This window comes from Streptomyces tuirus (genome assembly GCF_014701095.1).
In the GTDB taxonomy this organism is placed as follows: domain Bacteria; phylum Actinomycetota; class Actinomycetes; order Streptomycetales; family Streptomycetaceae; genus Streptomyces; species Streptomyces tuirus.
This window is the reverse complement of record NZ_AP023439.1, coordinates 6,015,504-6,037,484: the sequence shown is the minus strand read 5'-3', so window position 1 is coordinate 6,037,484 and position 21,981 is coordinate 6,015,504. Positions and strand designations below refer to the sequence as shown.

General features: G+C 71.9%; 20 protein-coding genes and 1 pseudogene. 10 read left to right on the top strand and 11 right to left on the bottom strand.

Going from position 1 to position 21,981, the window contains the following annotated elements:
• Positions 1-70: 70 nt before the first annotated feature.
• The 3 genes from IGS69_RS27470 to IGS69_RS27460 all read right to left on the bottom strand — a co-directional run bounded on the left by IGS69_RS27470 (position 71) and on the right by IGS69_RS27460 (position 4,032).
• On the bottom strand, positions 71-1,261 hold the full coding sequence (locus tag IGS69_RS27470; protein WP_190903159.1) for a damage-control phosphatase ARMT1 family protein: 1,191 nt from the start codon (positions 1,259-1,261) through the stop codon (positions 71-73).
• 55 nt (positions 1,262-1,316) lie between these two features.
• Positions 1,317-1,964, bottom strand: a complete 648-nt coding sequence (locus IGS69_RS27465; protein ID WP_190903158.1) for a ScbR family autoregulator-binding transcription factor — start codon at positions 1,962-1,964, stop codon at positions 1,317-1,319.
• Positions 1,965-2,244: 280 nt separating this feature from the next.
• Positions 2,245-4,032, bottom strand: a complete 1,788-nt coding sequence (locus IGS69_RS27460) for a S8 family peptidase (protein WP_190903157.1) — start codon at positions 4,030-4,032, stop codon at positions 2,245-2,247.
• Positions 4,033-4,393: 361 nt separating this feature from the next.
• On the opposite strand from IGS69_RS27460, the gene IGS69_RS27455 reads away from it, so the two are divergent.
• Positions 4,394-5,317 (top strand): lytic polysaccharide monooxygenase auxiliary activity family 9 protein, encoded by a 924-nt coding sequence (locus IGS69_RS27455; protein ID WP_190903156.1) that lies wholly within the window; start codon positions 4,394-4,396, stop codon positions 5,315-5,317.
• 18 nt (positions 5,318-5,335) lie between these two features.
• On the opposite strand, the gene IGS69_RS27450 is transcribed toward IGS69_RS27455, so the two are convergent.
• Entirely contained in the window at positions 5,336-5,977 is a 642-nt protein-coding gene (locus IGS69_RS27450; RefSeq protein WP_190903155.1) for a Tat pathway signal sequence domain protein, read from the bottom strand.
• A gap of 669 nt (positions 5,978-6,646) precedes the next feature.
• Here IGS69_RS27450 and IGS69_RS27445 point away from each other — a divergent pair.
• From IGS69_RS27445 to IGS69_RS27435, 3 genes are all read left to right on the top strand, one after another.
• Positions 6,647-7,318, top strand: a complete 672-nt coding sequence (locus IGS69_RS27445; protein ID WP_190903154.1) for a DUF6230 family protein — start codon at positions 6,647-6,649, stop codon at positions 7,316-7,318.
• Entirely contained in the window at positions 7,318-7,767 is a 450-nt protein-coding gene (locus tag IGS69_RS27440) for a DUF6114 domain-containing protein (protein ID WP_190903153.1), read from the top strand. The genes IGS69_RS27445 and IGS69_RS27440 overlap by 1 nt, the downstream gene beginning before the upstream one ends.
• A gap of 126 nt (positions 7,768-7,893) precedes the next feature.
• A complete protein-coding gene (locus IGS69_RS27435; protein WP_190903152.1) occupies positions 7,894-9,138 on the top strand; it encodes a cytochrome P450 family protein in 1,245 nt (414 codons plus the stop codon).
• 55 nt (positions 9,139-9,193) lie between these two features.
• Here IGS69_RS27435 and IGS69_RS35250 read toward each other — a convergent pair.
• Positions 9,194-9,402, bottom strand: a pseudogene (locus tag IGS69_RS35250) (transcriptional regulator); the annotation flags it as partial.
• A 263-nt stretch (positions 9,403-9,665) separates the two neighbouring features.
• Between IGS69_RS35250 and IGS69_RS27430 the strand changes: the two are divergent.
• From IGS69_RS27430 to IGS69_RS27410, 5 genes are all read left to right on the top strand, one after another.
• Positions 9,666-10,661, top strand: a complete 996-nt coding sequence (locus IGS69_RS27430) for a substrate-binding domain-containing protein (RefSeq protein WP_190903151.1) — start codon at positions 9,666-9,668, stop codon at positions 10,659-10,661.
• 191 nt (positions 10,662-10,852) lie between these two features.
• Positions 10,853-13,288: a sensor histidine kinase gene (locus IGS69_RS27425; protein WP_190903150.1), complete on the top strand. Its 2,436-nt coding sequence runs from the start codon at positions 10,853-10,855 to the stop codon at positions 13,286-13,288.
• A gap of 14 nt (positions 13,289-13,302) precedes the next feature.
• Positions 13,303-13,734 (top strand): roadblock/LC7 domain-containing protein, encoded by a 432-nt coding sequence (locus IGS69_RS27420; RefSeq protein WP_161365739.1) that lies wholly within the window; start codon positions 13,303-13,305, stop codon positions 13,732-13,734.
• A gap of 1 nt (position 13,735) precedes the next feature.
• Positions 13,736-14,095: a DUF742 domain-containing protein gene (locus IGS69_RS27415; RefSeq protein ID WP_190903149.1), complete on the top strand. Its 360-nt coding sequence runs from the start codon at positions 13,736-13,738 to the stop codon at positions 14,093-14,095.
• Positions 14,082-14,666, top strand: a complete 585-nt coding sequence (locus tag IGS69_RS27410; RefSeq protein WP_190903148.1) for a GTP-binding protein — start codon at positions 14,082-14,084, stop codon at positions 14,664-14,666. Before IGS69_RS27415 ends, IGS69_RS27410 begins: the two co-directional genes overlap by 14 nt.
• Positions 14,667-14,732: 66 nt before the next feature.
• Here IGS69_RS27410 and IGS69_RS27405 read toward each other — a convergent pair whose 3' ends face one another.
• The 6 genes from IGS69_RS27405 to IGS69_RS27380 all read right to left on the bottom strand — a co-directional run bounded on the left by IGS69_RS27405 (position 14,733) and on the right by IGS69_RS27380 (position 20,485).
• On the bottom strand, positions 14,733-15,689 hold the full coding sequence (locus IGS69_RS27405; RefSeq protein WP_190903147.1) for an ABC transporter substrate-binding protein: 957 nt from the start codon (positions 15,687-15,689) through the stop codon (positions 14,733-14,735).
• Positions 15,690-15,767: 78 nt separating this feature from the next.
• Positions 15,768-16,433, bottom strand: coding sequence for an ABC transporter permease (locus IGS69_RS27400; RefSeq protein ID WP_190903146.1), 666 nt, complete (start codon positions 16,431-16,433; stop codon positions 15,768-15,770).
• Positions 16,430-17,134 carry an ABC transporter permease gene (locus tag IGS69_RS27395; protein WP_190903145.1) on the bottom strand — a complete coding sequence of 235 codons (705 nt, stop codon included), beginning with the start codon at positions 17,132-17,134 and terminating at the stop codon, positions 16,430-16,432. The genes IGS69_RS27400 and IGS69_RS27395 overlap by 4 nt, the downstream gene beginning before the upstream one ends.
• Positions 17,131-18,252 carry an ABC transporter ATP-binding protein gene (locus IGS69_RS27390; RefSeq protein ID WP_190904660.1) on the bottom strand — a complete coding sequence of 374 codons (1,122 nt, stop codon included), beginning with the start codon at positions 18,250-18,252 and terminating at the stop codon, positions 17,131-17,133. Before IGS69_RS27390 ends, IGS69_RS27395 begins: the two co-directional genes overlap by 4 nt.
• 80 nt (positions 18,253-18,332) lie before the next feature.
• Entirely contained in the window at positions 18,333-19,790 is a 1,458-nt protein-coding gene (locus tag IGS69_RS27385) for a sensor histidine kinase (protein ID WP_190903144.1), read from the bottom strand.
• Positions 19,787-20,485, bottom strand: coding sequence for a response regulator transcription factor (locus tag IGS69_RS27380; RefSeq protein ID WP_190903143.1), 699 nt, complete (start codon positions 20,483-20,485; stop codon positions 19,787-19,789). Before IGS69_RS27380 ends, IGS69_RS27385 begins: the two co-directional genes overlap by 4 nt.
• A gap of 206 nt (positions 20,486-20,691) precedes the next feature.
• Between IGS69_RS27380 and IGS69_RS27375 the strand changes: the two genes are divergently transcribed.
• On the top strand, positions 20,692-21,978 hold the full coding sequence (locus tag IGS69_RS27375; RefSeq protein WP_190904659.1) for a ferredoxin reductase family protein: 1,287 nt from the start codon (positions 20,692-20,694) through the stop codon (positions 21,976-21,978).
• The last annotated feature ends 3 nt before the right edge of the window (positions 21,979-21,981 follow it).

The following is a 21,981-nucleotide window of genomic DNA, read 5'->3' as shown; positions in this document are numbered from 1 at the left end:
GCGGGGCGGGACATGATCACACCATCGCGTGAAGCGGACGTGAACGCGCGTGTGGTGGAGAAGAGTTGACCTAGCCGGGGGCCCTCACCTGGATCAGCGCGTGCGTGCCACCGGTGCGCCAGCGCCGGCCCTCGGCCGCGTCCAGGGCGGCCTCGGTCTGCGCGTCGAGGCCGGTGATCACGTCGGACTTCAGGGTGCGCAGGGCGGCGACCGGACCGGGGAAGTGGGCGGTGACGTCGGCGAACGGCGTGGTCGGGGCCCAGAGCCGGTCACCGACCAGGCGGCGGTAGTTGAGGTCGCCCTTCATGATCGTGAGGGTGGCCGAGGCGAACTCGTCGCGCAGGTCGCCGGGCATCTCCTCGTAGGGCAGCGGGGCGCTGGAGAAGGGGTGGGCGCGCAGCGTGAGGCGCCCGTCGGCGAGGGCCGACCACAACTGCCCGCCGTACGCGGCGGCCGCTCCCCCGGCGCCGGTCAGCCGGCGCACGGCGTCGACGACGTCGGCGGTGGTGGCGTCGGAGACGTAGTACGGGTACGGCTTGAGGTGCAGGACCGCCCGTGCGATGCGGCCGCTGTCCAGGAGGTGGGCGGTGAGGAGGAGGTCGGGGACGAGTTCGCGGCCCGCGTTGTCGGCGACCAGGCACAGCGTCCGGGCCCCCGGTCCGGCGGCGTCGAGCAGGGACCAGAGCCGGTCGCTGTCGTCGGCGACCAGGCCGGGCGCGGCGTCCGCTGCCCGTGCGCCTTCGGCGGAGAGGCGGAAGCCGAGGTCGGCCCGGTTGCCCCACAGGGAGCCGTGCAGCAGGGCCCGGGCCTGTTCGGCGGCGGGCCGGGCGGCGAGGTCGTCGAGTGCGGCGAGTTCCTCGTCGGTCTCGGCGGAGTCGAGTTCGGCGAGCTTGAAGGGGCGGAAGGGGTCGATGCCCTGCCAGGGGCCCGGGCCGAAGTAGCCCACGGCCTGGAGCAGTCGGCGGTAGAACCAGCTCTCGGACCAGAGCCACGGCACGTCGAACCAGGACCGGCCCGTGTACTCGCGCAGCCCCCAGGCCTCCCAGAGGTCCCGGTCGTGCGCGTCGGCCGGGAGGGGTTCGATCTCGCCCTCGGTGCACTCGGCGAGCAGTTCGTCCAGGGCGCGGTGCTGCGCGGGTTCGTAGGGGAAGGCCTCGCGGACCTGCTTGATGATCGCGGGGTGCCGCTCGGCCAGCACACTGTGGGGGAAGGAGCCCGGCTGGTTGCCGAGGAGCAGGGGCGCGGAGGGGGTGTCGGGCATGGGCCACACCGTAACGCGCGTGCCCCTCGCAGGGGTCGAGCCGCCTGCTCTCGGGTCACACGGGCGCGATCTCCCGCTCCAGGCGTGCCGCCAGGCTCAGATAGCGGGCTCGGCGGGTCACCGGGACCAGGCCGCGGATGAGTATGTTCCACATCTCGGCCGTCCGGCGGGGCTGGCGTGCCACGGGCTCGCGGGAGCGGCCGACGACGCGGGTGCCGACGAAGAAGCAGACCAACGAGTGGGCCACGCCGTCGATGTCGATGTCGGGGTGGACGTCGGACTCCTTGACCGCCCCGACGAGCCGGGCCGTGACGATGTCCAGCCACTCGGTGAACGGGTGGCTCAGAGGCGGCCGGGGGCGGATCCCGCCGGTGGCGAGCCGCAGGCCGGCCCGCAGCACCGGGTCGTCGACGGACATGCGGGTGATGCCGAACGTGAGGCGCATCAGCGCCTCGAAGGAGGTGTGGCCGCGGTTGTCGGTCTCGGTCGCCAGCCGGCGGGCGGTGTGCGACTGGAGTTCCAGAATCGCGTGGGCGAGATCCTCCTTCGCCGCGAAGTGGAAGTACAGGGCGCCCTTGGTGACGTGCGCGTGTTCCACGATGTCGCTGAGACTGGTCGATTCGTAGCCGCGACGGTCGAACAGGTCAGCGGCGGCCGTGATGATCGTCGAGCGGGTCTGCTCGGCTCGCAACTGCCTGGCCATCGGCTGAACTCTCCCGGGACGGAAATGAACGGGTCATGCCGTTTGTTTTTACCGCCCGTACACGATAACTCACCCTGAGACGGCACTCATCACTCCAGTGTGCCGGAGTGCGGGTGCACATCCGGCAAAACAAGCGCGACTGGTGAAAGAAAACAGCGCGTCCGGTATCTAACTGTGAGGGATGTGGGGCCAGACGTAAAGGCGGGCCGGCCGGTGCCCCATCCGCACCGGCCGGCCCGCCCGCTTGTGGCCCGCCTCGTTCAGCGTTTCCGAAGGAGGATCAGAAGGTCAGCTTCCAGCTGTTGAGCGTGCCCGTGTCCTGGGCGGCGGTGTCCTGGACGCGCAGCTTCCAGGTGCCGTTGGCCGCTTCACTGGAAGCGTTCACCGTGTAGGTGGTGTTCACGTTGTCGGCGGAGTCCGCCGCGGCGGACTTCAGGCGGTACGCCGACCCGTCCGGCGCGACCAGGTCGATGACGAGGTCGCCGCGGTAGGTGTGGGTGATGTCGACGCCGACCTGGAGGGCCGAGGGGGCGTTGCCGCTGCGGCCGGTGACGCTGATCGGCGACTCGATCGCGGCGCCGTTGTCCGGGATGGCGACGGCGGCGGTGCTGGAGAACGTCGTGCCGGTGGACGTGCCGCCCTTCACGGCCTGGACCGTCTTGGCGGCGTCCGCGAGGCCCGCGCCGCAGCCGCCGGAGCAGGTGCCGGGCAGGGCACGGGCGTTGGCCTTGATGGCCGACTCGATCTGCGCCGGGGTGAGGGCGGAGTTGGCCGACTTCATCAGCGCGGCGAGGCCCGCGACGTGCGGGGTGGCCATGCTGGTGCCCTGGTAGTAGGCGTAGTTCTCGCTCGACGGCGTCTTCGTGCCGGAGTTCAGCGTGGAGAGGATGCCGTTGGCGGTGGAGGTGCGGGTCTCACCGCCGGGGGCGGCGATGTCGACGAGCGAGCCGTAGTTGGAGTACGAGGCGCGGCTGCCGGAGCGGTTGGTCGCGGCGACCGCGATGACGTTGCTGCAGTTCGCCGGGGAGGCGTTCGAGACGTTCTGGTTCTCGTTGCCGGCCGCGACGACGACCGAGGTGCCGCGGCTCACAGCGCCGTTGATGGCGCTCTGGGTGGCGCTGGAGCAGGCGCCGCCCCCGCCGAGGCTCATGTTGATGACCTTGGCCACGTTGGTGTTGGCGGGCACGCCGGAGACGGTGCCGCCGGACGCCCAGGTGATGGCGTCGATGATGTCGGAGTCGTAGCCGCCGCACTTGCCGAGGACGCGGACCGGGGAGATCTTCGCGCCGTGGGCGATACCGGCGACACCCTTGCCGTTGTTGGTGGCGGCGGCGATGGTGCCGGCCACGTGGGTGCCGTGCCAGGAGGAGCCGGAGGCGGCGATGCCCTGGCCGCACTCGTTGGCGTTGTACCAGTCGCCCGGGTCGGCCGGGTTGCTGTCCCGGCCGTTGCCGTCGACGGAGACGGCGGTGTCGGAGATGAAGTCGTAGCCGCCGACGATGTTCGTGGCCAGGTCGGAGTGGGTGACGTAGCCGGTGTCGATGACGGCGACGGTCACGCCGCTGCCGGTGGTGGTGTCCCAGGCGCCGGGGACGTTCATGCCCGCGGTCGACTCGAACAGGTCCCACTGCTTGCTGTACTCGGTGTCGTTCGGGGTGACGGCCGTCGGCTTGTTCAGGCGGTCCGGGACGACGTAGGCGACCTGCGGGTCGGCCTTGTACTGGGCGACGACGTCGGCGACGGAGGCACGGGTGGGGTGGGTGCCCAGCTCGACGAGTGCGGCGCCGGTGCCGAGGCGGCGCTGGAAGTCGACGTCCTCGCCGGTCTTCTCGGCCTTGGACTCGGCGTCGGCGGCCGCCGCCTTGTTGGACGTGGCCTCGCTGGCCCCGGACTTGTAGCCGACGATGAGGCGCTCGGCCTGGACACCGGGGGCGGCCTCGGTCTGGGCGGCCGGGCGGGGGGCGGCCTCCTGGGCGACTGCGGCCGAGGCGGGGACCGCGGTCAGCAGGGCGGCGGAGACTGCGGCGACGGATATCAGCTTCCGTCTGAGCTGTGGGGAGGTACGCACGGTCGTTGCCTTTCGTGGCCGGACTCCGGGCTGGACGGAGCGGCGGTGGACTCGCTTCGTCGTCGAAGCGCAGGGGGGTGGTTCGAAAAGCGAAGAGCGACGCGGTGGCCGGCCAGGCGTGGGGTGCGAGCGGACCCGTTCGGGGTTACCTGTGGGTCAGCAGTGCTCGAACGATAGGCAAAGGGGAGGTCAGCGGGATACGGGGGAAACCCTCGATCCGGCTGGAACCACACCCTCTATGGCGGGCGGTCGACCGCTCAATGGCCCCTTTTCGAGCAGGTCGTGGCGTGATGAACGCGTCGGGCCGATTTCCCGTACTCCCCTACCGAACGTGCCGCCCCGGGCCGAGGAGAGCAGCCGGATGCCCCGTACGACCGCACACCGCGCCGCACTCGCGGCCGCCCTCGTGACCCCCGTGCTGCTGCCGCTGTGGGCGGCCGGGCCGGCGCGGGCGCACGGGGCCCCGACGGACCCGGTGAGCCGGGTGGTGGCCTGCTCCCCGGAGGGTGGTGAGCGTGCGGGAACGGCCGCGTGCCGTGCGGCCGTCGCCGCGAACGGCGCGCCCTTCACGGCCTGGGACAACCTGCGGGTGGCGAACGTCGGCGGCCGGGACCGGGAGGTCATCCCGGACGGCAAGCTGTGCAGCGGGGGCCTGCTCGCCTACCGGGGCCTCGATCTCGCCCGCGCCGACTGGCCGTCGACGCGGATGACGCCCGGCGCGACGCTGACGATGCGGTACGTCTCGACGATCCCGCACACCGGCTCGTTCCGGATGTATCTGACGAAGCCCGGCTACGATCCGGCCGGGCCGCTGAACTGGTCCGACCTGCCCGAGAAGCCGTTCGCCACGGTGACGGACCCGGCGCTGACGGGTGGCGTGTACCGCTTCCGGGTCACTCTGCCGTCCGACCGGAGCGGGCGGCATGTGCTGTACACGGTCTGGCAGAACAGCAGTACGCCGGACACCTATTACTCGTGCTCGGACGTGGTCTTCCCGGCGGCGAAGAAGGAGCAGCAGCCCGAGGAGAAACCCGAGCAGAAGAAGAAGGAGCCCGGGCAGAAGGAGCCCGGGCAGACGACGGAGCCGGAGAAGGAGGAGCCGGCGGCGAGCCCTGCCGTGCAGGACTCCCCCGGCGCGCGGCCCCGGGGTGGCGACGAGACGCCACTGGCCAGTACGTCCTCTCCGGCTTCCGGCCCGTCCGCGCCCGTGCTGGCGGGCGGCGCCGCGGCGGTGCTGTTGCTCACCGGCGGCGCCGCCCTCGCCGTACGGCTACGGCGACGCTGAACTACCGCTCCCGCTGCCCTAGTTCACGTTGACGGCGACGCCGCCCTTGGTCACCGGGGCGTACGTGGCGGTGAAGAAGGCGTTGGCGAAGCAGAGCGACGAGCCGGACACCTTGGTGAACTGCTGGTTGGTGAAGGAGATGCTGTTGTCGGCGTTGCTCGCCGTGCCGCTCAGGCCGGGGGCCTGGTAGACGCAGGTGATGGTGCCGAGCAGGGTGCGCAGCTTGACCGTGGACTGGACGGTGGAGCCGGCGGCCGGGGTGACGGAGACGGTGCCGCCGGAGGACACGCTGGTGGTGTAGGGCAGGTTGTCGACGGTGATGCCGCTGACGCCGGTCACTCCGACGACGTTGGTGGTACAGCCGGTGGTGTCGAAGCTGTGCTTGGTCAGGGTCTCGGTGGCGGTACCGGGGGCGGCCGGGTTGTCGGTGACGGTGGCGGAGAACGCCGACTGGGTGCAGGAGATGCCGCTGGTGCCGGTCGCGCTGGAGTAGAAGGTGGCGGCGGTGCCGCTCGCCAGGGACGCGTCGAGGGCGTCGCCGACCGCGACGGCCGCGCCGTCGGCTGTGGTCAGCACGGGGGTGTCGGCGGCGGAGGCGGGGGCGCCGAGGCCCAGGGCGGCGACGGCGGCGGTCAGGGCGAGGAGGGTGCGCGTACGCATGCGGGTGTACCTCTTTCCATGGTGGGGGGTGAAGGGGTGGGGAGTGCTGCCGATTTCCATGGCGGGGGGGTGGGGGCGCTGCCGGGCGTCCGCCGTTGCCGGCTCGTCACGCCTTCTCCGTACGTGACGGGCCGGCAACGGCAGGCCGGCACCGGCCGGAGGCCCACACGGGAAGGGACCTCCGGCCGGGCCGGGCGGGGGGTGGCTGGTGGCACGGCTCCAGGGAAGGCGGCCATGCCGTGGCGGGGGACTCGGGCATGGAAAGCCCGTGCGGACGCACCGGGCGACGAGTTGCCCGTACCGGGACGGGCGGGTCCGGGACACATGGACGTGCCGCGTGGCGGATCCGGCGCCACGGATCCGGTGGGACGAGGAGAGTTGTAGACCTGAGTATCCGTCAACGTCAAGGCTCAGCAAGGGAGTTGTGCGCGAGATGAGCGTTTCGGGAGAGGGGCTGCTCACCCGCGGCGCACAAGGAACACTCTTTGTCCACACTTCCCTTGACCCTTCATGTAACCGCCGGTAACTTCACCGATGGCTACTGCGGCGTGACGAGAAAGCCCTTGCAACCGCCGGGGGTTGCGGGAGACGTACGCACGCGGTCGATGTCCGCGCCAGGGCAACGTGCCACCGACGTCCGATCCGCACCGACACGCACCTGGAGCAGACATGACCTCCCCCGCCGGGCACACCCCCGAAAGACCGGACGGCGCCGCCGCCCCGGACGCCAGTGCCGCTCCCGCGCGACGCGGGCGGGTCCGGGCGCGCCGGGCCGCGGTGATGGCGGTACCGGCCACCCTGGCCGCCGCGGGCCTCGCGGTCCTCACGGCCCAAGGGGCGCTGGGTGTGCAGTTCGCCATCTCCGGCATGCCGTTCACGGTCACCGCGACCGAGCTGGACGGCACCGGCTTCGCACAGTTCGGCGGCCTGGACGAGATGGCCGAGGGCAGCCCCAACGCGGGTGACACCGGCGGTCAGGTGCTGGTCGTCACGTCCGTGATCAAGAACGCGACGCTCTCCAAGCTGTGCCAGAGCGTGGACCTCGGCGGCACGAACCTGGTCATCAGGGCGGGTGAGGGGGCTCAGAAGGTCCGTGCCAGCGACCTGACGACCGACTCGACCGAGCTGACCGGCGACGCCGCGTTCACCAACATCGAGATCGGCAACGACGCCGGCACGCTCGACAAGGCAGGGCCGAACGGCCGCGGGCCGAAGGGCGTGTTCAGCCAGCAGTCCGACACCGTGCACATCGCCGACCTGCGGCAGACCAACTACGCCACCACCGCAGGCGTGTTCAAGCTGCCCGGTCTGAAGCTGGGCTTCAGCGGATCGGGGTGCTGATGCCACGCGAGGGGGTCCGGCCCGCCTTCCGGCAGTGGCGGGCCGCCCGTCCCTTCTGGGGCGGGCTGCTGCTCGCCCTCGGCGGGGTGGAGGTCCTGCTCACGCTGAAGGCGTCGCTGGACGTCATCGTGCACGTCGGCATGCAGGGCCTGGCCGGCTACCTGCTGCCGGTCGTGATGCTGCTGTGCGGCGTGCTGATCCTCCTCAACCCCGCCCAGCGCCTGTTCTACTCGGTCATCGGGGTGCTGGTCTCCCTCGGCACCTGGCTGACCTCCAACCTGGGCGGCTTCTTCATCGGCCTGCTCCTGGGCGTGACCGGCAGCTGCCTCGCCTTCGGCTGGCTCCCGGACCAGGAACCCCGCGTCAGCCGCAGGCGGCGCCGGAAGGAGGCCAGGGCCGCGAAGGCCGTGGCGCGGCCCCTGGAGCGGGAGGCCGGCCGGACCGCCTGAATCAGGTCATGGATCCTCGGCCCCCTGGCGCGGCCCGGCCGCGGCCACTTGGCTGGACGTCTCGCGCGCTCGCCCGCCGGGCTTGCGCGCGCTCCGCGAACAGCCGTCAGCCCAGGGAGAGTTCCGATGGAGTTCAGCCACCCGATGGTGATCGACCCGACCGGCCGCGACATCCACGGCGAGGCCGCCCGCATCCGTGAGCGCGGACCCGTCACGCCCGTCGAACTCCCCCACGGTGTCCCGGCCTGGGCGATCAGCAGCGCCCCGCTCCTGAAGCGGCTGCTCACCGACCCGCGGGTGTCGAAGGACCCCCGCCGGCACTGGCAGCGCTGGATCGACGGCGAGGTCTCGCCGGACTGGCCGCTGTACACCTGGGTCGCGGTGCGGAACATGTTCACGGCCTACGGCACCGAGCACAAACGCCTGCGCACCCTCGTCTCCAAGGCGTTCACCGCCCGCCGCACCACCGCGCTGCGGCCCCGCATCGAGGAGATCACCGCGACGCTCCTCGACCACGTCGAAGAGGCGGGGGCCGGAGGCCGCGCGGTCGACCTGCGGGAGGAGTTCTGCTACCCGCTGCCCATCCGGGTCATCGGCGAACTGCTCGGCCTGCCACAGGAGTTGGGCGCCGAGTTGCGGATCGTGGTGGACGGCGTCTTCCACACCTCGGCGGAACCGGACGAAGTCGCCGACATCTACGCCCGGTTCTACGCCGTCCTCGGCGAACTGGTCGCCGCGAAGCGGGCGGCGCCCGGTGACGACCTGACCTCCGCGCTGATCTCGGCCCGCGAGGAGGACGGCGGCACACGGCTCAGCGAGCAGGAGCTGCTCGACACGCTGATGCTGGTCATCAGCGCCGGTCACGAGACGACGGTCAACCTGCTCGACAACGCCGTCCACGCGCTGCTCGGCCACCCCGCCCAGCTCGCGCTCGTCCTCGGTGGGCAGGCCTCCTGGGACGACGTCGTGGAGGAGACGCTGCGGGCCGAGGCGCCGGTGGCCAGCCTGCCGCTGCGGTACGCGGTCGAGGACCTGCCCCTCGGGGAACTGGGCGGCCCGGACGGCGCGGTGATCCGCAAGGGAGAGGCGATCCTCGCCGCGTACGCCGCCGCCGGACGCGACCCGCAGCAGCACGGCCCGGACGCCGCCGTCTTCGACGTCACACGGGCTTCGAAGGATCATCTGGCCTTCGGATACGGCGTCCACCACTGCCTCGGCGCCCCGCTCGGGCGGCTGGAGGCGCGGGTGGCCCTGCCCGCGCTCTTCGCGCGATTCCCCGGCCTGGCTCTCGCAGCGCCGGAGGAAGGGCTGCCGCCGGTGGACTCCTTCATCTCGCACGGCCATCGGTCGCTGCCGGTTCTGACGGGCTGACGGGCGGCGCGGCGGCGCCGTGTCCTGGGAGTCGGCTCTACGGCGCCCGCGGCGGGCGCCGTGCCCCGGGAATCGCTCTACGGCGCCCTCCGGCCGGCTCCAGCTCGGTGAGGTGCCGGCTGACCGCGGGCAGGGCCCCGCCGATCCGCTCGGCGAGCCCGGTCACGTCGCTCTCGCCCTGGGCTGCGTCCGGACGATGTGCGGCCGGGCGGACGAGGCCGGCGGATCGGACCCTCCGCCGCGCTCACTTTCCGCCGCCGTCACGCCGGTCCGCCCGGCCTGGGCGAACCGCACGGACGGTACGGAAAGCCGAGGTGAGAGCATCCGCGGCGATCCTCGTTCGACCGGCCGGACAGATCATCACGATGCGGCAGCACCAACTCACGGCATGTGGCTGCTCACTTGACGACCGGTGGTCACACACGGTTGGCTCCGGGCCAGCGAGAGTCATGCGCCCGGTGCACCCTGCGGCCCCGCCTGCACTCTCACCCTGCTCTTGCTCGGCCGCACAGCGAGGTCCGCCCCTCATGAAGACTGCTCCCCCGCCACACACCTCCGTCAGACGCCGCAGTGTCGCAGCCCTGGCGTCCGCCCTGTGCCTGCTGGTGTCCGGCTGCTCCGCGCTCGGCGCGGCCGACGACGCGGCGGGCGGGCCGGGCGGCGGGATGAGGGTCACCCTGGTGACGCACGGCGGCCAGGGGGACGCCTTCTGGGACCTGGTGCGCAGGGGTGCCGAGGCGGCGGCCGCCAAGGACGGTGTCGACCTGACGTACGTCGGTGACGCGGACCCGGCAGCGCAGGCCGATCTGGTGCGGGACGCGGTCCGTGACAAGGCCGACGGCATCGCGGTGACCCTGGCCAAGCCGGCGGCGATGCGCGGTCCGGTCGCCCAGGCCAAGGCGGCCGGCATTCCGGTCGTCGGGCTCAACTCCGGTATCGACGCCTGGCGTCCGACCGGGCTCCTGGAGTACTTCGGCCAGGACGAATCCGTCGCGGGCCGGGCCGTCGGCGACAAGCTGGACGACCTCAAGGCCGAGCACGCCCTGTGCGTGGTGCACGAGCGGGGCAACGTCGCACTGGAGGCCCGCTGCGCGGGGGTGCGCAAGACCTTCCGCGGACAGACCGACAACCTGTACGTGGACGGCACCGACCCGGACGCGGTGACCGCCACGATCGCCTCCCGGCTGCGGCAGGACTCGAGCATCGACGAGGTCGTGACCAACGGCGCCCAGTTCGCCCTGAGCGCCGTCGAGGCCGTGCGGCAGTCCGGCAGCCGGGCGAAGGTCGCCACCTTCGATCTGAACAAGGACCTGGTGAAGGCGGTCAAGGACGGCGACGTGCAGTTCGCCGTGGACCAGCAGCCCTACCTCCAGGGCTATCTCGCGGTGGACGCCCTGTGGCTGTACCGGACCAACGGCAACGTCAGCGGCGGCGGAACGGCCCCGGTGCTCACCGGACCCGCCTTCGTGACGAGGTCGAACGTGTCCGCCGTGGCGCGGTTCGCGGCCGCCGGAACCCGGTGACCGGACACTTCCTGTGACGGTGTCGCCAAAGATTCGGTCAGGCCCGGCCCGCACGTCCACTTGTACGGATAACATCCTGCCCATCCCATGTGCCGTGCCAGGGACGGCACCACCCCCGCGCCCGTCCCCCACACCCCCCGACCGCTCCGCCTCCCCGCTCCTCACCGCCCGCTGATCGCCCTAGGACGACGATGTCTCGACGGACAGGTGCCCGGCGCCGTCTCGGTTCCATACGCCTCTCCCTGGTGCTCCTGGCCCTCGTGCCCAGCGTCACCCTCGCCGCCATGTGGGGTGTGACGACGATCCAGATGTTCTCGGAGAGCCTCCGGCTGCGCGACCAGACCGACCTCAGCCGGTCGACCGGCGCCATGGGCACCGACGCGACGCTGGCGCTGCAGCGGGAACGCAGCCTGTCGGCCGCCTGGCTGGCCACGCCGAAGGGCTCCCGGGCAGCCATCGACAGGCAGCGCGCGGAGACCGACAAGGCGGTCGCCAAGCTGGTCGAGCACGCCGACGAGATCGAGAAGGCGCCCTCGCGCATATCCGACCGGCTGTACTCGGTGCTGGGCTCGGTGGGCAGCCTGGAGTACTACCGGGACCAGGTGGACAACCCGACCGACATCACCGCGCAGCAGGCGCTGGACCACTACTCGTCGATCATCGACGACCAGATCCACGCCTTCCAGGAGCTGTCGCAGGTCGACGACGGCGACCTCACCTCGCAGGCCGGCCCGCTGGTCGGTCTGGAGCACGCGGCGGAGCTGGTCTCGCGGGAGGACGCTCAACTGACGCTGGCCTGGCCGACCGGGCACCTGGACGACCGGGCCTGGACGCAGTTCACGGAGCTGGTGAACACCCGGCGCTGGCTGGTCCAGGACCAGGTCCTGCCGCAGCTGACGGGCGACGCCAAGACGCAGACCGAGCGGATCCTGGTGAGCCGCGAGTGGCAGACGCTGCAGTCCGTCGAGGACCAGGTGCTGGCCTCGCGCAACGCCGGCGGCTCCGCCGGCCGGATCGCCCTGCCCGACGCGCAGAAGCGGTGGTCCGCCGCCATGGACACGCTGTCCGACCAGTACGCGGGCCTCATCGAGCAGCAGACGGCGGGGCTGCTGGAGCGCAGTGCCGACAAGGCCGACGCCCTGCTGCTCAAGGCGGCGCTGCTGAGCACCGCCGGGCTGTTCGCGCTGCTGCTGTGCGTCGGCATGTCCTGGCGGATCACCCGCTCGCTGTCCCTGCGGCTGCGCGGCCTGCGCCGGGCCGCGGTCAGCCTCGCGCAGGAGCGGCTGCCCGACGTGGTGGCACGGCTGGACCGGGGCGAGACGGTCGACCCGGAGTCGGCGACGCCCGAGCTGGACTACGGCCATGACGAACTCGGCCAGGTGGCCCGGGCGTTCAACACCGCCCAGCGCACGGCCGTGCACACCGCGGTCGAACTCGCCGACACCCGGCGCGGCTTCCAGAAGATCATCCTGGGCATCGCCCGGCAGAGCCAGAACCTGGTCAACCTCCAGCTGAGCAAGCTCGACACGCTGGAGCGCGAGCACACCGACCCCGACATCCTCAAGGGCCTGTACGAACTGGACTCCACGGCCAGCCAGTTGCGCCGCTACGAGGAGAACCTCGTCATCGTCAGCGGCGAACGGCCCGGCCGCAGCTGGACCGAGCCGGTGGCCCTCATGGACATCCTGCGCAGCGCGGTCGGTGAGGTCGCCGAGTACCAGCGGGTGGAGGTGCTCACCGAGGAGGAGGTGTCCGTCGCGCCGCCCGCGGTCGCCGACGTCATCCACCTGCTGGCCGAGCTCATCGACAACGCGACCGCGTACTCCCCCGCACCGAGCCCCGTGACGGTACGGGCCGGCATGGTGGCCAAGGGCCTGGCCGTCGAGGTCGAGGACCGCGGCCTCGGCATGTCGGAGGAGGACTACGCGTCCTTCAACGAACAGCTGGCGGTGCCCCCGCAGTTCGACGTGGTGGCCCTCGCCGACGACCTGCGCCTCGGCATGTTCGTGATCGCCCAGCTGGCCCACCGGCACGGCGTCGCCGTCACCCTGCGTTCGTCGCCGTACGGCGGGACCACCGCGATCGTGCTGATCCCGCACGAGATCGTGGTGCGGGAGAACGCGAAGGACGGCGACACCCCGGAGGACGGGCTGGTGGCGGTGGACGGACGGGGTGCGAAGGACGCCGGGCCGGGCGGATCGCCGCAGCGCGCCGACGCGCGAGGGACGACCGGAGGGGCAACCGCAGGGGGCCCCGGAGGGGAGGCCGAACGCGCCGCCGGGTCCGCCCGCGAGCCCCGGCCCCTCGTCACGGCCCGCACCGCCTCCGCCGCGCCGTCCGCCGCGCGCGAGGTCGTCCCCCGCGGGGACGGTCTCGCCCCGCTCCCCCGCAGGGTGCCGCAGACCAGTCTGGTGGAGGAGTTGCGGGAGGAGCCCGCGCCCGCCGAGGACGCCGGCTCCCTCGACGACTTCTCCGCGGAGGCCGCCGCGTCCTCCCTGGCCGGCTTCCAGCGCGGCACGCTCCGGGCCCGTGACGACGACGCCGAGCCGCCCCACGACGAGGAGGTGGCCGCCGTCCCCCGGCAGGCCGCCGGCCCCGTCCCCTCGACTCCGCCCGCCGACCGCTGACGAAGGACACCCCCATGACACGCCCCATCCCCGCCACGCACACCCAGCTCGACCAGCTGCTGACCGGCCTCGTGGAGCGGGTCGCCGACGTGAACCAGGCCGTGGTGCTCTCGGAGGACGGCCTGGTGGTCAGCAAGTCCACCGGTTTCCTGCGCGACGACGCCGAGCGGCTCGCGGCGACCGCGTCCGGGCTGATGAGCCTCAGCAAGGGCGTCAGCATGGACTTCCGGGGCGGTCCGGTGCGCCAGGCGCTCATCGAGATGGCCAACAGCTATCTGATCCTGACCTCCGCCGGTCCCGGTGCGCATCTGGTCGTGCTGACCGGGCCGGGCGCGGATGTCGGGGTGGTGGCGTACCAGATGAACATGCTGGTGAAGAAGATCGGCGAGCACCTCAGCGCGGCGCCGCGGGGCACGGCCGGCCTCGTCGTCGATCCCGGCGTGTGAGGTGGACGTAGGTGATCCGGCGGGGCGGCTCGTCCGGCCGTTCGCTCTGACCGGCGGCCGGACGCGGCCCAGCCGCGCCGACTTCACGCTCATCTCGACGGTCACGGCGGTCGATCCGCCGCCCGTCACGGTGGCCCGGTGCCAGCCCGAGCACTCCCGGATCCTGCGGCTGTGCGCGGAGCCGGTCGCGGTGGCGGAGGTGGCCGCCCGGCTCGACCTGCCGGTGAGCGTGGTCGTCATCCTGCTCTGCGACCTGCTGGAGGCGGGCCGCATCACCGTCCGCCCGCCGCGCCTCGTCTCCCGTACCACTCCGGACCTGGACCTGCTGCAGAAAGTGAGGGACGGCCTTGGCCGGCTCTGACCTTGCCCCTGACGCGTCTTCGGCACCCGACACGGTCAAGATCCTCATCGCCGGGGGCTTCGGCGTCGGCAAGACCACCATGGTCGGGTCGGTCAGCGAGATCGTCCCGCTGCGCACCGAGGAACCCCTGACCATGGCCGGTCTGGGCGTCGACGACCTCGACGGCATCGAGGAGAAGCGGGCCACCACCGTGGCCCTGGACTTCGGCCGGATCACCATCAGCCGGGACCTGGTGCTGTACCTGTTCGGCACGCCGGGGCAGCAGCGGTTCTGGTTCATGTGGAACGACCTGGCGCTCGGCGCGCTCGGCGCGGTGGTCCTGGTCGACGTGCGCAGGCCCGAGTCGAGCTTCGCGGCGATCGACTTCTTCGAGCGCCGGAAGATCCCGTTCGTCGTCGGGGTCAACGGCTTCCACGGCGAACACCCGTATCCGCCGGAGGACATCAGGGAGGCGCTCGCGGTGCCGGAGCACGTGCGGGTGCTGCTGTGCGACGCCCGGGACCGGGAGTCGTGCCGGGACGTGCTGATCGCCCTGATCGACCAGCTGATCGCGTCGGCGGTGCAGGCGTAGGGGCCGGCCGCCGGGAGTACCGGCCCGGGCGGTTCCCGCCGCCCGGGTCCGGTGGTCAGCGGCCCGTCAGTTCAGGCCGGCCGACTTCAGCCACGCCGTCGCCACGTCCAGCGGGTCCTTCTTCTCCAGCTGCACCTGCGCGTCGAGTTCCAGAAGCGTCTTGGTGTCCAGCTTGGCGGAGACCGCGTCGAGTGCGTCGACGCCCTTCTGCGGCAGACCGCTCTTGTTGACCAGCGGGGTCACGTTGGCGAACCCGAAGAAGTTGTCCGGGTCCTTCAGGACGAGGAACTTCTCCTTCACGATGGTCGGGTCCGTGGTGAAGAGGTCCGCGGCCTGGACGGTGTTCCTGGTCAGCGCCGCCTGGGTCAGCGGGCCGCCCGCGTCGAGCGCCTTGAAGGACTTGAACTCCAGGCCGTACACGGACTTCAGGCCCTTGAGGCCCTGCTGCCGGGTCTGGAACTCGGGGGAACCGCCGATCACCAGCTCCGGGGCGGCCTCCTTGAGGTCGGCGAGGGTGGAGGAGGAGGTGAGCTTGTACTTCTTCGCGGTCGCGGCGTTCACGCTGACCGAGTCCTTGTCCTCGGCCGGCGACGACTTCAGCAGCGTCAGCTTCTTGTCCAGCTTGGCCTTGACGGCCGCGTTCACCGCCTCAACGGACTTCTGCTCGGCCTTGGGGTCGAGATAGGCCAGCAGCGAGCCGTTGTACTCCGGCAGCACGGTGACGGAGCCGTTCTTCATCAGCCCGTACGTCGTCTCGCGGCTGCCTATGTTGTGCTTGTACGAGACCTTGAGGCCCTTGGCCTTGAGTGCCTCGCCGTAGATGTCGGCGAGCAGGGTGCTCTCGGCGAAGTTGTTGGAGCCGACGACGACGGTGCCGGCCTTCGCCTTCTCGCCGGCCAGGGGGTTGTCGGAGGAGTCGCCGGACGAACAGCCCGCGAGCAGCGCCGCAGCGGCGGTGAGCGCGACGGCCGCCGCGCCGGTGTGCCTCGTCCTGGACCTGCTGCTCTTCGCGGTAGATGTCATTCAACGATCCAATCCAGCCGCTTTGTGATCAGTCAAGAGCGTGCTGGTCACGGTTTGTTACAGACCCGGGGCCGGGCCTCAGCGTCTGCGCACTCCTGGTGACACGGCCACCCGGCCCGCCGCCCAGAACAGCGCCAGCGTGACGAGGGCCAGGACGGCCACGAGGGTGGCGCCGCCGACCACCTTCTCGTAGTCGCGCTGGTAGAGCCCGTCGACGATGTACCGGCCGAGGCCGCCCAGGCTCACGTAGGCGGCGATGGTGGCCGTCGAGACGATCTGGATGGCCGCCGAGCGCAGACCGCTCAGGATCAGCGGCAGCGCGACCGGCAGTTCCACCTGGAAGAGGATCCGCGACTCGTGCATGCCCATGCCGCGCGCGGCGTCCACCGGGGACGGGTCGACGGTGCGGACCGCTTCGTAGGTGGTCACCAGGATCGGCGGCACGGCGAGGACGACCAGGGGGATCATCACGGGCAGCAGGCCGAAGCCCATCACGATGACGATCAGCACCAGCAGGCCGAAACTGGGCAGCGCGCGGGCGGCGGTGGCGATGAACGCGAGGGCGTTGCCGCCCCGCCCGGTGTGCCCGGTCAGCAGGCCGATGGGCAGCCCGATCGCGGCGGCGAGGGCGAGGGCCAGGACCGAGTACTGGACGTGTTCGAGCAGGCGTTGGGGGATGCCGTCGTAGCCGTGCCAGTGGGCGCCGTCGCTGAAGAAGGCGTTGACGAAGTTGAGTACGTTCACCGGGTCACGTCCTGGGGGGCGGGCAGCTGCTGCCGCGTGCTCGGCTTCGGGCGCCTGCGGCTGCCGTTCGGCATCCACGGGGTCAGCGCGACGCGGAGCAGCACCAGCAGGGCGTCGCACAGGATGGCCAGGACGGCCGTCGTGATCACGGAGTTCACGGCCAGCTCGGGCCGGTCGTACTTCTGCGCGTCGGCGAGCAGGTTGCCGAGGGCGCCCTGGTTGCCGATGAGGGTGCCGACGCTGACCAGGGAGATGCTGGAGACGGTGGCGACCCTGAGCCCGGCGATGATGGCGGGCACGGCGATCGGCAACTGCACCTGCGCGTAACGGCGTACGGGGCCGAACCCCATGGCGGTGGCCGCGGCCAGGGTCTCCTGCGGCACGGACCGCACTCCGTCGACGATGGCCGGCACGAGCACCACGAGGCTGTACACGGCCAGCGGGATCATCACGGTCAGCTCGGTCTGGCCGGTGTAGTCGATGAGGACCACGAAGAAGGCCAGCGAGGGGACGGCGTAGAGGATGGTGGTCGCGCCGAGCACCGGCGGGTACAGCCAGCGGAAGCGGACGCAGAGCTGGGCGAGCGGCAGGGCGAGCAGCAGCCCGGCCAGGACGGGCAGCAGGGCCTCGCGCAGATGCAGTCCGATCAGGCCGGCGTAGCTGTGCTGGAGGTCGCTCGGGATGTCGAAGAAGCCGTTCACGACGCGACCCTGGCCTCGTCGGTGTGGCCGGCGTGGGCGCTGCGGATGGCCTCGCCGATGGTCTGCTGCGCGACCACGCCGGTCGTCCGGCCGGTGTCGTCCACGGCGACGGCCCAGCCGGACGGGGAGAGCACGGCGCAGTCGAGGGCGGCCCGCAGGGAGTCGGTGCCGGGGACGAAGGGCCGGCCGAGCGCCTGGAGCCGGGCGGGGTCGATGTCGCCTGCGGTCAGGTCGTCCGGCTCGGCCCAGCCGAGGGGCCGTCCCTCGCCGTCGGTGACCAGGAGCCAGGCGGCGCCCGCGGCGGTGATCTGCTCGGCGGTGGCGTGCACCGGGATCACCGGGCCGGTGGTCAGGGGGAGTTCGGCGGAGGGGAAGAACGACAGCCGCCGGATGCCGCGGTCGGCTCCGAGGAAGTCCTCGACGAAGGCGTCCGCGGGGTGGGACAGCAGCTCGGCCGGGGGCGCGTACTGGGCGAGGTGGCCGCCCTCGCGCATCACGGCGACCGTCGTGCCGAGTTTGATCGCCTCGTCGATGTCGTGGGTGACGAACACAATGGTCTTGCCCAACTCGTCCTGGATGCGCAGCAGTTCGTCCTGGAGTCCTTTGCGGACGACCGGGTCGACGGCCGAGAACGGCTCGTCCATGAGCAGTACGGGCGGGTCGGCGGCGAGCGCCCGGGCCACGCCGACGCGCTGCTGCTGGCCGCCGGAGAGCTGGTACGGGTACCGCTTGGCGAGCGCGGCGTCGAGGCCCACGCGCTCCATCAGCTCGGCCGCCCGTGCCCGGGCCTTCTGCTTGCCCCAGCCGAGCACGCGGGGCACGGTGGCGATGTTGTCGAGGATCGTGCGGTGCTGGAAGAGGCCGGCGTTCTGGATGACGTACCCCATGGACCGGCGCAGGGTGGTGACGGGGCGGCGCTGGATGTCCTCGCCGTCGAGGAGGATCGTTCCCTCGCTCGGTTCGACCATCCTGTTGATCATCCGGAGGGTGGTCGTCTTACCGCAGCCCGAGGGTCCGACGAGGACGGTGATGGAGCGGTCGGGTATCTCCAGGGACAGCCGGTCGACAGCCACCGTGCCGTCCGGGTACCGCTTGGTGACTGATTCGATCCGTATCAAGGCGCCGGAGCCCTTCGGGTTGGCGGAAGCATTGGCCATGGTCGTACGGGCTGTTTCCGGACGAGTCTAGAGGGCGCCTGTCACCGGTCCGCAGGGCGTACGTGCTTCACGGGCAGGCGCACGGTGAACACCGTCGCCCCCGGTGTGCTGGTCAGCTCGATGCGGCCGCCGTGGGCGCGGACCAGCGACTGGGCGACCGCGAGACCGAGCCCGCTGCCGCCGCGGTCGCGGCTGCGGGCCTTGTCGACGCGGTAGAAGCGGTCGAAGACCCGGTCCCGGTCGTCGGGCGGGATGCCCGGCCCGGCATCGGCGACCCGCACCTCGGCGGCGCCGGGCACGACGGCCACCTCCACCGACACCTTCGTGCCGGCCGGGGTGTGCACCGCGGCGTTGGTCAGGAGGTTGTCGACGACCTGGCGGATGCGCAGCGGGTCCATCGGCAGCCGCACCGGCCCCGGACCCGCGAGGACCGTCAGCGGATGGTCCGGCCGGCCCGCGCGGAAGGCGTCCGCGGCCTGGCCCACCAGCTCCACCAGGTCGGCGTCCCGCAGCCGCAGCGGCGCCTCCACCTCCGCGGCGTCCAGCCGGGCGAGCAGCAGCAGGTCGTCCAGGAGGATGCCCATGCGGGCGGCCTCGGCGCGCAGCCGGGCCAGGTGCCGGTCGCGTTCCTCGGGGGCGTTGGCCGCGGCGTACTGGAAGAGGTCGGCGTAACCGCGCACCGACATCAGCGGCGTGCGCAGTTCGTGCGAGGCGTCGGCGACGAAGCGGCGCAGCCGCTGCTCGGCCTCGGCGCGCACGGCGAGGGAGTCGTCGATGTGCTCCAGCATCGTGTTGAAGGCGGTGCGCAGTTCGTCCACCTCGGGCCCGCCGTCCCGGCCGTCGGCGCGCAGCGGCAGCCGGGCCGCCGACTCGGTCAGGTCGTGCGAGGCGATGCCGTGCGCGGTGGACGCCATGTCGCTGAGCGGCTTCAGGCCGCGGCGCAGCATCCGCCGGCCGAACACGACCAGGGCGAGCAGCGCGAGGGCGAAGGTGACGACCTGAAGAGTGATCAGCTGCCCGACGGTGTCCTCGATGTCCGCCAGGGGCGCGGCGCTGACCAGGACCACGCCGGGCTCGACCTGGCAGGCGCGCAGCCGGTAGGAGCCGGCGCCCCGGAGGTGCTCGGTGCGCAGGAGTTCGGTGTGCGCCGCGGTCTGCGCCCGGGCCAGGGAGGTGAAGTCGTCGACGTCCTTGGGGAGATCGGCCGGGTCCTCGGGCCTGCGCAGCTCGGGCGTGCCGTCCGACACGTCGTACACGGCGTAGAACCAGCTGTAGTACTTCTTGCCCGAGAGGGTGCCGTAGTCCGCGATGCTCTTGGACTGGGCGATCTGGGCCTGTGCGAGCTGGGTGTCGAGCTGGGCCGACAGGTAGTCCCGCATGGAGGTGGTCAGGGCCGTGCCGACGACGGCGAACACGACCAGGGACAGGGCGCCGAGGCCGAGGGCCAGCCGGGTGCCGAGCCGCATGCGGCGGTAGGCCCGGCGCAGCCGGGCGATCACTCGGCGGCCTGCCGCAGCACGTACCCGAAACCGCGCACGGTGTGGATCAGTTCGGCGGCGCCGTCGTCGGTCTCGTCGAGCTTGCGGCGCAGCCGGCTGACGACCAGCTCGACGACGTTGGAGCGCCCGCCGAAGCCGTACTCCCACACGTGGTCGAGGATCTGCGCCTTGGTGAGCACGGTGGGCGACTTGCGCATGAGGTAGCGAAGCACCTCGTACTCGGTCGGGGTCAGCGACAGCAGCCTCGCGCCGCGCCGCACCTGACGGGTGTCCTCGTCCATCGTGAGGTCGCCGACCCGGAGCACGGACCGCTGGGAGGCGGGCCCGGCGCTGCGCCGCAGCACGGTCCGGAGCCGGGCCATCAGCTCCTCCACGGCGAACGGCTTGACCAGGTAGTCGTCGCCGCCCCGGGTGAGGCCGGCGACCCGGTCGGCGACGCCGTCGCGCGCGGTGAGGAACACCACCGGCACCATCGTGCCGGAGGCGCGCAGCCGGTCCAGGACGCCGAAGCCGTCCACGCCGGGCAGCATCAGATCCAGCACCACGATGTCCGGGTGGAACTCGGCGGCCCGCTTCAGCGCGTCCTCGCCGGTGTACGCCGTGGCCGCCTCCCAGCCCTCGTAGCGGGCGACGGTCGCGACGAGATCGGCGATGGGCGGGTCGTCGTCGACGACGAGAAGTCGTACTTTCTCCACGAGCTCATAGTGCTGCACGCGGCCCGTGCCGCCATAGCCACCTGCCTCCTCCCCGCGGGATCGATAGAGACCCGAAAGCCGGGCGACAGCTTCCCGACAGCTCCCCCGCGCCAAGCTCGGTGTCCCAGGAGCCGATCGAGGAGCTGCCGACCGTGACGACCCTCCGACAACCCCCCGCGGCGACCCGCCCGGGCGTGCGCCCCTCAGTGGTGGGCCGCACCGGCCTGTACGCGGTGCTGCCGGCGAACGCCGTCGTGGTGGCCGTGTTCTTCGCGCAGGCCGGATTCGCCTCGAACGCGCTGATCGTGCTGGGCCGGCTGACCGGGCTGTACGCGGCGCTGCTGATGGCGTTCCAGCTGCTGCTGGTGGCGCGACTGCCGTGGTTCGACCGGCGGATCGGCATGGACCGGCTGACGTCCCTCCACCGCTGGACCGGCTTCTCGGTGCTGTGGCTGCTGCTGTCGCACGCCGTGTTCATCGTCTTCGGCTACGCGCGGTCCTCGTCGCTGGACCCGGTGAACCAGCTGGTGGACCTCGCCGAGACCGTCGAGGGCGTGCTGCGGGCGATCGTCGCCCTGGCGATCATCGTCGTGGTCGGCGCGGTCTCGGCCCGCTGCGCCCGGCGCCGACTGGCGTACGAGACCTGGCACTTCATCCACCTGTACACCTATGTGGCGGTGGTGCTGGCGTTCACGCACCAGGTCGCCGCGGGGGCGACGTTCGCCTCGTCGCCGGTGGCGACGGCCTACTGGTACGGCGTGTGGGGTCTGGCCCTGGCCTCGGTGTGCGCCGGCCGGCTGGTGCTGCCGCTGTGGCGCAACCTCCGCCACCGGCTCCGGGTGACGGCGGTCGTCCCCGAGAGCGACGACGTCGTGTCGGTCTACATCACCGGCCGCGACCTCGACCGGCTGCCCGCCCGGGCCGGGCAGTTCTTCCTGTGGCGGTTCCTGACGAAGGACCGCTGGTGGCAGGCGAACCCGTTCTCCCTGTCCGCCGCCCCCGACGGCCGTACGCTGCGCCTGACCGCCAAGCGGGCCGGTGACGGCAGCGCGGCCCTGCGGCACCTGAAGGCCGGCACGCGCGTGTTCGCCGAGGGCCCCTACGGCGCCTTCACCACCCTGCACCGCACCCGCCCCGACGCCGTGCTCATCGCCGGTGGCGTCGGTGTCACGCCGATCCGGGCCCTGCTGGAGGAACTGCACGGCCACGCGGTCGTGATCCACCGGGTGTCCACGGAGAGGGACGCCGTCCTCCACGACGAACTGCGCGACCTCGCGCTCGCCCGGGGCGCCGAGCTGCACCTGGTCACCGGCCCGCCCGTGCCCGACCGGCTGGCGCCGCGGGAGCTGGCGCGGCTGGTGCCGGACATCGCCGACCGGGACGTCTACCTGTGCGGCCCGCCGCCGATGATGAACGCCGTCCTCGGCAGCCTGCGCGAGCTGGGCGTGCCCGGGCCGCAGACCCACTTCGAACGCTTCAGCCTGGCCGGATGACGA

Excerpts from the sequence above, each read along its gene's own strand:
- IGS69_RS27470 (WP_190903159.1), bottom strand. The coding sequence starts at position 1,261 with ATGCCCGACACCCCCTCCGCGCCCCTGCTCCTCGGCAACCAGCCGGGC.
- IGS69_RS27465 (WP_190903158.1), bottom strand. The coding sequence starts at position 1,964 with ATGGCCAGGCAGTTGCGAGCCGAGCAGACCCGCTCGACGATCATCACG.
- IGS69_RS27455 (WP_190903156.1), top strand. The coding sequence starts at position 4,394 with ATGCCCCGTACGACCGCACACCGCGCCGCACTCGCGGCCGCCCTCGTG.
- IGS69_RS27450 (WP_190903155.1), bottom strand. The coding sequence starts at position 5,977 with ATGCGTACGCGCACCCTCCTCGCCCTGACCGCCGCCGTCGCCGCCCTG.
- IGS69_RS27445 (WP_190903154.1), top strand. The coding sequence starts at position 6,647 with ATGACCTCCCCCGCCGGGCACACCCCCGAAAGACCGGACGGCGCCGCC.
- IGS69_RS27440 (WP_190903153.1), top strand. The coding sequence starts at position 7,318 with ATGCCACGCGAGGGGGTCCGGCCCGCCTTCCGGCAGTGGCGGGCCGCC.
- IGS69_RS27435 (WP_190903152.1), top strand. The coding sequence starts at position 7,894 with ATGGAGTTCAGCCACCCGATGGTGATCGACCCGACCGGCCGCGACATC.
- IGS69_RS27430 (WP_190903151.1), top strand. The coding sequence starts at position 9,666 with ATGAAGACTGCTCCCCCGCCACACACCTCCGTCAGACGCCGCAGTGTC.
- IGS69_RS27425 (WP_190903150.1), top strand. The coding sequence starts at position 10,853 with ATGTCTCGACGGACAGGTGCCCGGCGCCGTCTCGGTTCCATACGCCTC.
- IGS69_RS27420 (WP_161365739.1), top strand. The coding sequence starts at position 13,303 with ATGACACGCCCCATCCCCGCCACGCACACCCAGCTCGACCAGCTGCTG.
- IGS69_RS27405 (WP_190903147.1), bottom strand. The coding sequence starts at position 15,689 with ATGACATCTACCGCGAAGAGCAGCAGGTCCAGGACGAGGCACACCGGC.